This window comes from Blastomonas sp. UPD001, from assembly GCF_003426715.1.
GTDB lineage: Bacteria > Pseudomonadota > Alphaproteobacteria > Sphingomonadales > Sphingomonadaceae > Blastomonas.
In genome coordinates, this window is sequence record NZ_QKVT01000001.1 from 1 (window position 1) to 5,920 (window position 5,920).

Consider the following 5,920-nt stretch of genomic DNA (forward strand, 5'->3'; position numbering starts at 1 on the left):
CAGGGGTAAGTCATGATGGAAGACTGGCGCAACGTGGTGGCAGATTGCCTGCATGACATTTCTCAGTGCCTGGCAACGAAGTATAACAACGAGTCTGGCGGTATATTGCTGATATGCGATTTTGAGGTCGGCATTGGTTATGACGTTTTTGTCGATAAGGGCGAGTTCGTGGAGTATCAGAATTCGGACCGCCGTGACGATCTTGCACACGACCTGCTCTTTGACATCAAATATGCCGTCCCGATGACCCACCAGTTCGAGCAGTTGGAACTGTTCGTTCGGGACGGAAAATTTTCGACCAAACTTGTCTATCTGGAAGACATCGGTCCTGATCGTAGATCTGCCGCGGTATTCTCCTATTTCGGTGAGAAGCCGATCGTTTATCCGGAAATGCCAGAGGATCACTGGACATTATGAGGGGCCGATGACCGATTGGCAGGAGGAAGTTTCCGACACCTTGGCACAGGTTGCGCGCAATCTCGTGCGCAAGCACGGTCAGCAAAATCGTGGTATCCTGCTGCTGTGCAGCCATGAGATAGGCGTTGGCTACGACGTTTTTGTTGGGCGAGACGATCGGATCGAATGTTCCGCTATCGATCTAATAGATCACGAGAATGTCGATCTGCTGCTCGATCTCGATCATGTGCCCCCGATGAGCAAGCGATGGGCAGCTTTTGCGCTGTTCGTGCAGAATGGCACCTTGTCCACGAACTTTGTTTACGACGAGGACATCGCACCCGACGGCCATGCTTTCGATGATCGGGACGTTGTGATCGCCTCGTATTTCGGCAATGGTCCGATCGTCTATCCCGAGAATCGGTATCCCACACCGCGTCTTGCGCCGGCACGGCAGGGCGGGCCCAAAATTCTGCTCAAGGGCAAGTTGTTATCGGGCGGGCGGTTGCGAAGACCGAGGCCTGCTAGTGCTGACGAGGAACGAAAGGCCTGGCTCATCGCCGATCTCGCTTCAACCCTGCGCGCGGAGACCAGCTTCAGTCCCCTGGGCACGCTGATGATCGCGGTTGTGGAAAGCGGATATATCAGCATCGCGCGCTTCTGGGACCGGGGGAGCTACATTGCGTGCGGCCACCCGGACTATGACAAGTATCGCGACACGCTGTTCGAGCTGTGGGCCATGGAACCGCTCAGCCGCCGCTGGGACGAAATCCATTATCTGATCCGTGGCACAGATGTGCGGATCACCTATCTCTATCCCGAGGATATCGAACCCGACATTTCCGAGTTCGGACGGTGGCGCGATGCGTCGCAGGCGGCGTTCGGCGCAAAAAAGGTCGTTTATCCGCACGGCCATGGCAGCGCGCAGATTCTGCTGCGCTAGCCTAAACCCATCACCCGCTGTTCCTGAGCGCCGTCGCGATCGCGTTGATTGACAGCTGGATGCCTTCGGAAATCCGCTCGTCGGCCTCGCCCGCGCGGTGGCGCTTGATGAGTTCGATCTGCAGCAGGTTCAGCGGCTCGATATAGGGCAGCCGCAGCCGGATCGAGGTGTCGAGCGCGGGGTTGTTCGCCAGCAGCCGCGACTGGCCGGTGACGCTCAGCAGATTGTCGTGCGCCGCCTGCCATCCGGAACGGATCTGCCCGAAGACATTCTCGCGCAGCGCCTCGTCGGGCACCAGCCCGGCGTAATGGCGCGCGATGGTCATGTCCGACTTGGCCAGCACCATCTCCATATTGCCGAGCAGCGCCTGGAAGAAGGGCCAGCCCTGCGCCATGTCGGCGAGCAGCGCCTTGTCGGCAAAGCCGCCCAAAGCCTGGCCGACGCCATACCAGCCGGGCAGCATGATGCGCGCCTGCGCCCAGCTGAACACCCAGGGGATGGCGCGCAGGTCCTCGATCCGCTGGCTCTTGGAGCGGCTGGCCGGGCGCGATCCGATCTTGAGGTCGGCAATCTCGCTGACCGGGGTCGCGGCGCGGAAGAACTGGTTGAAACCCTCGGTGCCGTAGACCAGACCGCGATAGGCGCGGAAGGCATCGCGCGAGATCATGTCCATCGCCGCGGCAAATCGGGATTCGTCAGCCTCGCTCAGCCCGTCATGGTCGAGCGTCGCGATGAGCGCGGCAGAGGTGATCGCCTCGAGATTGAGTTCGGCGCTTTCCACCGTGCCGTATTTGGCCGCGATGACCTCGCCCTGTTCGGTGATGCGGATGCGCCCCTGCACCGTGCCCTTGGGCTGCGCGCGGATCGCGGCGAAGCTCGACCCGCCGCCGCGCCCGACCGCGCCGCCGCGCCCGTGGAACAGCTGCATCGCGATGCCGGTTTCCTCGAACACCTTCGCCAGTGCGCGGCTGGCATGGTTGAGCGACCAGGTGGAGGTGAGATAACCGCCATCCTTGTTGCTGTCCGAATAGCCGACCATCACCTCCTGATAGCCGCGCGCCTTTACCAGCGCGGCGATCTCGGGCAGCGCGAAATAGGCGCGCATGATCTGCGGCGCGTTTTCGAGGTCGCCGATCGTCTCGAACAGCGGCACCGCCATGATCGCCGCGTGCGGCACGGGTCCGGGGCGGAACAGCCCGGCTTCCTTGAGCAGCAGGTTGACCTCGAGCATGTCCGAGACGCTCTCGGCCTTGCTGATATTGTACGCGGTGATCGATTGCGGCCCGTACAGCGCGTGGGCCTGCGCCGCCGCCTCGATGATCGCGAGCTCCTTGAGCGTCTCCTCGCCATAGTCGTGCCAGCGGTTGATCAGCAGCCGCGAATGGCCGAGCTCGGCGCGCAGCAGCGCGATGCGCGCGGCCTCGTCGAGCGCGGCATAGTCGTCGCACACGCCCGCGACCTTGAGCAGTTCGCCGACGACGCGCTCGTGCACGTCGCTGTTCTGGCGCAGGTCGAGCGTGGCGAGATGGAAGCCGAATATCTCGACCGCGCGGATCAGCCGGCCCAGCGCGCCGCCGCTCGCCAGCAGCCCCGCGCCGTCATCGGCCAGGCCATTGGCGAGCACCACCAGATCGCGCCGCAGGTCGCCGGGGCTGGCATAGGGCTCGCCTGCAATCGCCGAGGGGCGCGGCGGCTGCTTGCCCGACAGCGCGACATGCGTGGCGCACAGCCGCGCGTAGATTCCGGCGAGCGCGCGGCGATAAGGCTCGTCGGCGCGGCTGGGCGCATTGTCGCCGCTGCGCTCGGCGAGATCGAGCACCGCCTGCGGCGTCTGCGACAGCCCGGTGGCGATGCTGAGATCCTGGCCCAGCGCGTGCACGCCATCGAGATAATGGACGAGGGCGGTTTCCGCGTGCCGTCCCAGCGCATGGCGCAGCGCATCGGCGGTAACGAACGGATTGCCGTCGCGGTCGCCGCCGATCCAGCTGCCCAGCCGCAGGAACGCGGGAGGGCGATGGCCCAGCACACGCTCCCAGCGGGCATAGAGCATTGGCAGCACCGGCAGGAACACGTCCTGCATATAGGCGCGCGCATTCTCCACCTCGTCGGCGACGATCAGCCGCTCGCGGCGCAGCGGCCGGGTCTGCCAGAGCAGCGCAATCTGCCGGCGCAGCGCCTCGTCGATCCGGTCGCCGCTGGGGGTCTCGTCGAGCCCCGCGTCGCGCAGCTTCATCAGATCGGCGACGCGGTTCTTGTGGTCGATCATCGACTTGCGCCGCACCTCCGTCGGGTGCGCGGTGAGCACGGGAACGATCAGGCTCTGGTCGAGCAAATCGGAAATAGCGGTGTCGCTGACCCCATGCTCGCGCAGTCGCGCCACCGCTTCGGCCACCGTCGCGCCATTTTCCTGCGCAACGCCCTGGCGGTCCTCGGCGAGGTTCGCGAGCATCGAGAACAGCATGAAGCCGCGCACGAACGACAATGTGTCGTCGAGGCTCAGCGCCTCTAGCCCGGTATCGATCTCGTCGGCGCCCGCGATGCCGCGGTGCCGGTCGACGCTGGCCGAGCGGATATATTCGGTCTGCCGGAACAGCTTCTCGCCGCCATAGGCGCGGATGACGTCGCCCAATATCCGGCCGAGATAGCGGATATCGGGATTCTGGCTGATGGGGGCGGGGGGAGCGGTGTCAATGTCGGCCATCCGCGCATGCTGCGCTGCAAAATGGATTGGGTCAAGAGCGCGCATAGGCAATGTGCAAACGATTGCAGTCGATTGGTCGCGTGCATGCCGGAAAAGTCTCGAATTTGTCACGGCTTCGTGACAGAGCGGCGACAGCTTTGGAGGAGACTGCGCCATGAACCGCCCGCTTGCCACCCTGTTGTGTCTTGCCACTCTGTGGTCCGCGCCCGTGCTGGCGCAGCACAATGCGCCCGGGGAAGCCGCACCGGACAAGCAGCGCGCGGAACAGACTGCTGCCGATTATGCCGCGCAGGGCCAGGCGCAGCTCCAGGCTCGGCTTGCGATGCCGGCGCGCAACGGCAAGGCCAAGAACCTCATCATCTTCATCGGCGACGGCATGGGGGTAAGCACGCTCACCGCCGGGCGCATCTGGGAGGGGCAGAAGGCGGGGCGCGACGGCGAATCGAACGAGACCGCGATCGATGCCATGCCCTATTCGGCGATGGTGAAGACCTATAGCCATGATTTCCAGGTCGCCGATTCCGCCGCGACCGCCACCGCGCTGGTGACCGGTACCAAGACCCGCTCGGGCATGCTGTCGGTCGCTCCGGCGGCGCTGCGCGGCAAGTGCGAGACGGCGGCGGGCAAGGACGTGCCCACCCTGTTCGAGCAAGCCGAAAGCGCGGGCAAGGCGCTCGGCGTCATCTCCACCGCGCGCATCACGCACGCGACGCCCGCCTCGACTTATGCGCACAGCGTCGACCGCAATTGGGAATCGGATGGCGAGCTGCCCGCCGGCGCTGCGTGCCGCGACATCGCGCGCCAGTTGGTCGAATGGCCGCATGCCAGGGGCCTGAAGCTGGTGCTCGGCGGTGGCCGCGCCGCGTTCATGCCCAACACGCAATCGGACCCCGAATATGCCGACAAGAAGGGCAATCGCGCCGACGGCCGCGATCTGGTCGCCGAGTGGAAGAAGAAGCACCCGAAGGGCCAGTATGTCTGGAATGCCAGCCAGTTCGCCGCGCTCAACCCGGCGGACAGCGCGCCGGTCTTCGGCCTGTTCGAGCCCAGCCACATGCAGTTCGAGGCCGACCGCGCGAAGGACAAGGCAGGAGAACCCTCGCTCGCCGAGATGGTCGAGTTGGCGGTGAAGAAGCTCGGCTCGTCCGAGCAGGGCTATGTGCTGATGGTCGAGGGCGGGCGCATCGACCATGCGCATCATGGCGGCAACGCGCACCGCGCGCTCGACGATACCGTCGCGTTCGATGCGGCGATCGCCAAGGCCCTGGAGCTGGTGAACCTCGACGAGACCTTGGTGCTGGTCACGGCCGATCACAGCCATGTCTTCACCATCGCGGGCTATCCGCCGCGCGGCAATTCGATCTTCGGCCTCGCCAGCGTGACCGAGGACGGCGAACCGATCACCGCCAGGGACGGCAAGGCCTATACGACGCTCGGCTACGCGAACGGCCCCGGCGCCAAGGTGGGCGAACCGCGCGCCGACCCGGCGCAGGAGGATACCGAAGCGCTCAACTATCTCCAGCAGTCGCTGGTGCCGACCTCGGGCGAGACGCATGGCGGCGAGGATGTCGTGGTCAAGGCCGCCGGCCCGCAGGCGCAGCTGTTCCACGGCACGCTCGAACAGCACAGCATCTATCACATCGCGAAGCACATTCTGGGGCTTTGATCGCTGCAGACTGATGGCACCGTAAGGCCCTCCGCCTCGATGGGGGAGTGTGGGGTGGGGGTGTTCTCTCCGGATTGCACAATGTCGACTGGCGGAATGCCGTTGCATCCAGCCGCACCAGCACCCCCACCGCTGCGGCTAGGCTCCTTCGTCGCCAACCCTCGCGCCTCCCCCATCAAGGGGGAGGGGGATGAGGCTCTGCTCTCTCCCCTCC

The 5,920-nt window shown here is 64.8% G+C and carries 4 protein-coding genes; 3 read left to right on the forward strand and 1 reads right to left on the reverse strand.

All coding sequences use genetic code 11. From position 1 onward, the window contains the following. The first annotated feature begins 12 nt into the window (after positions 1-12). Together DM995_RS00005 and DM995_RS00010 are read left to right on the forward strand one after the other, a co-directional pair. Positions 13-417 (forward strand): hypothetical protein, encoded by a 405-nt coding sequence (locus DM995_RS00005; RefSeq protein ID WP_116968079.1) that lies wholly within the window; start codon positions 13-15, stop codon positions 415-417. A 7-nt stretch (positions 418-424) separates the two neighbouring features. Continuing rightward, on the forward strand, positions 425-1,339 hold the full coding sequence (locus DM995_RS00010; RefSeq protein WP_116968080.1) for a hypothetical protein: 915 nt from the start codon (positions 425-427) through the stop codon (positions 1,337-1,339). A 10-nt stretch (positions 1,340-1,349) separates the two neighbouring features. Here the strand turns inward: DM995_RS00010 and ppc are convergent, their stop codons facing one another. Next, positions 1,350-4,040 carry a phosphoenolpyruvate carboxylase gene (ppc, locus tag DM995_RS00015; protein ID WP_116970238.1) on the reverse strand — a complete coding sequence of 897 codons (2,691 nt, stop codon included), beginning with the start codon at positions 4,038-4,040 and terminating at the stop codon, positions 1,350-1,352. Between the two features lie 154 nt (positions 4,041-4,194). On the opposite strand from ppc, the gene DM995_RS00020 reads away from it, so the two are divergent. Continuing rightward, positions 4,195-5,706, forward strand: a complete 1,512-nt coding sequence (locus tag DM995_RS00020) for an alkaline phosphatase family protein (protein ID WP_116968081.1) — start codon at positions 4,195-4,197, stop codon at positions 5,704-5,706. Positions 5,707-5,920: the final 214 nt, after the last annotated feature.